The organism is Companilactobacillus futsaii JCM 17355 (genome assembly GCF_001435505.1).
In the GTDB taxonomy this organism is placed as follows: domain Bacteria; phylum Bacillota; class Bacilli; order Lactobacillales; family Lactobacillaceae; genus Companilactobacillus; species Companilactobacillus futsaii.
This window is the reverse complement of sequence record NZ_AZDO01000084.1, coordinates 1-604: the sequence shown is the minus strand read 5'-3', so window position 1 is coordinate 604 and position 604 is coordinate 1. Positions and strand designations below refer to the sequence as shown.

1 pseudogene is annotated in these 604 nt (G+C 35.4%); it reads left to right on the top strand.

From position 1 onward, the window contains the following. Nucleotides 1-132: pseudogene (locus FC88_RS06980) on the top strand (site-specific integrase); the annotation flags it as partial. Nucleotides 133-604 lie beyond the last annotated feature (472 nt).

Genomic DNA, 604 nt, shown 5'->3' with positions numbered 1-604 from the left:
ACGCAATCCAATTACAATATTGGCTTAGTCATGCACTTATTAAATCATTCCAGTGAGGCGATGACTTTAGCTTATTTAGGATTAGACCAAGCAAGTACCGAAAGTATGTTAGATCAAATTGATTTTGGTTAGTTTTCTTTGGATTTTTAGTTGTTGCCGAAGGCAACTTCTGAGACAGATTTTAAGCATAAAACCTCCACTAATTTTTAGTGGAGTGTAAGTGCTCATTGACCTCGTTTCACTCGGTCTGCTGATAACCATGAAATCAGTTTTTGCCGTTTTTGAATTGACTGTATTTTTAATTCAATTTATGTTTGCACCTAACTAAGATTGTTATGTTTTAAATATTTAAAACGTGTTGCAGATTCCACTGTTTTAAGCCAATTTTTTTAATCGTCCTGGCTTCGTTATTTAGCCCTCTAATAGCCTGCTGAGGGCTTTTTGCTTCGCTTTGGTATAAATGTATATGAATGGTCTTAAAATCGCTAGAAACGAAAAATAAGACCCTTAAAAACGAACATAGCAGCTAAAATCTTTTTGAGATTCAGAAAAACTAACTGTTTGCTGTCAATGGTAGCGGACGAGCAAAGCGTGGGAGCATAAG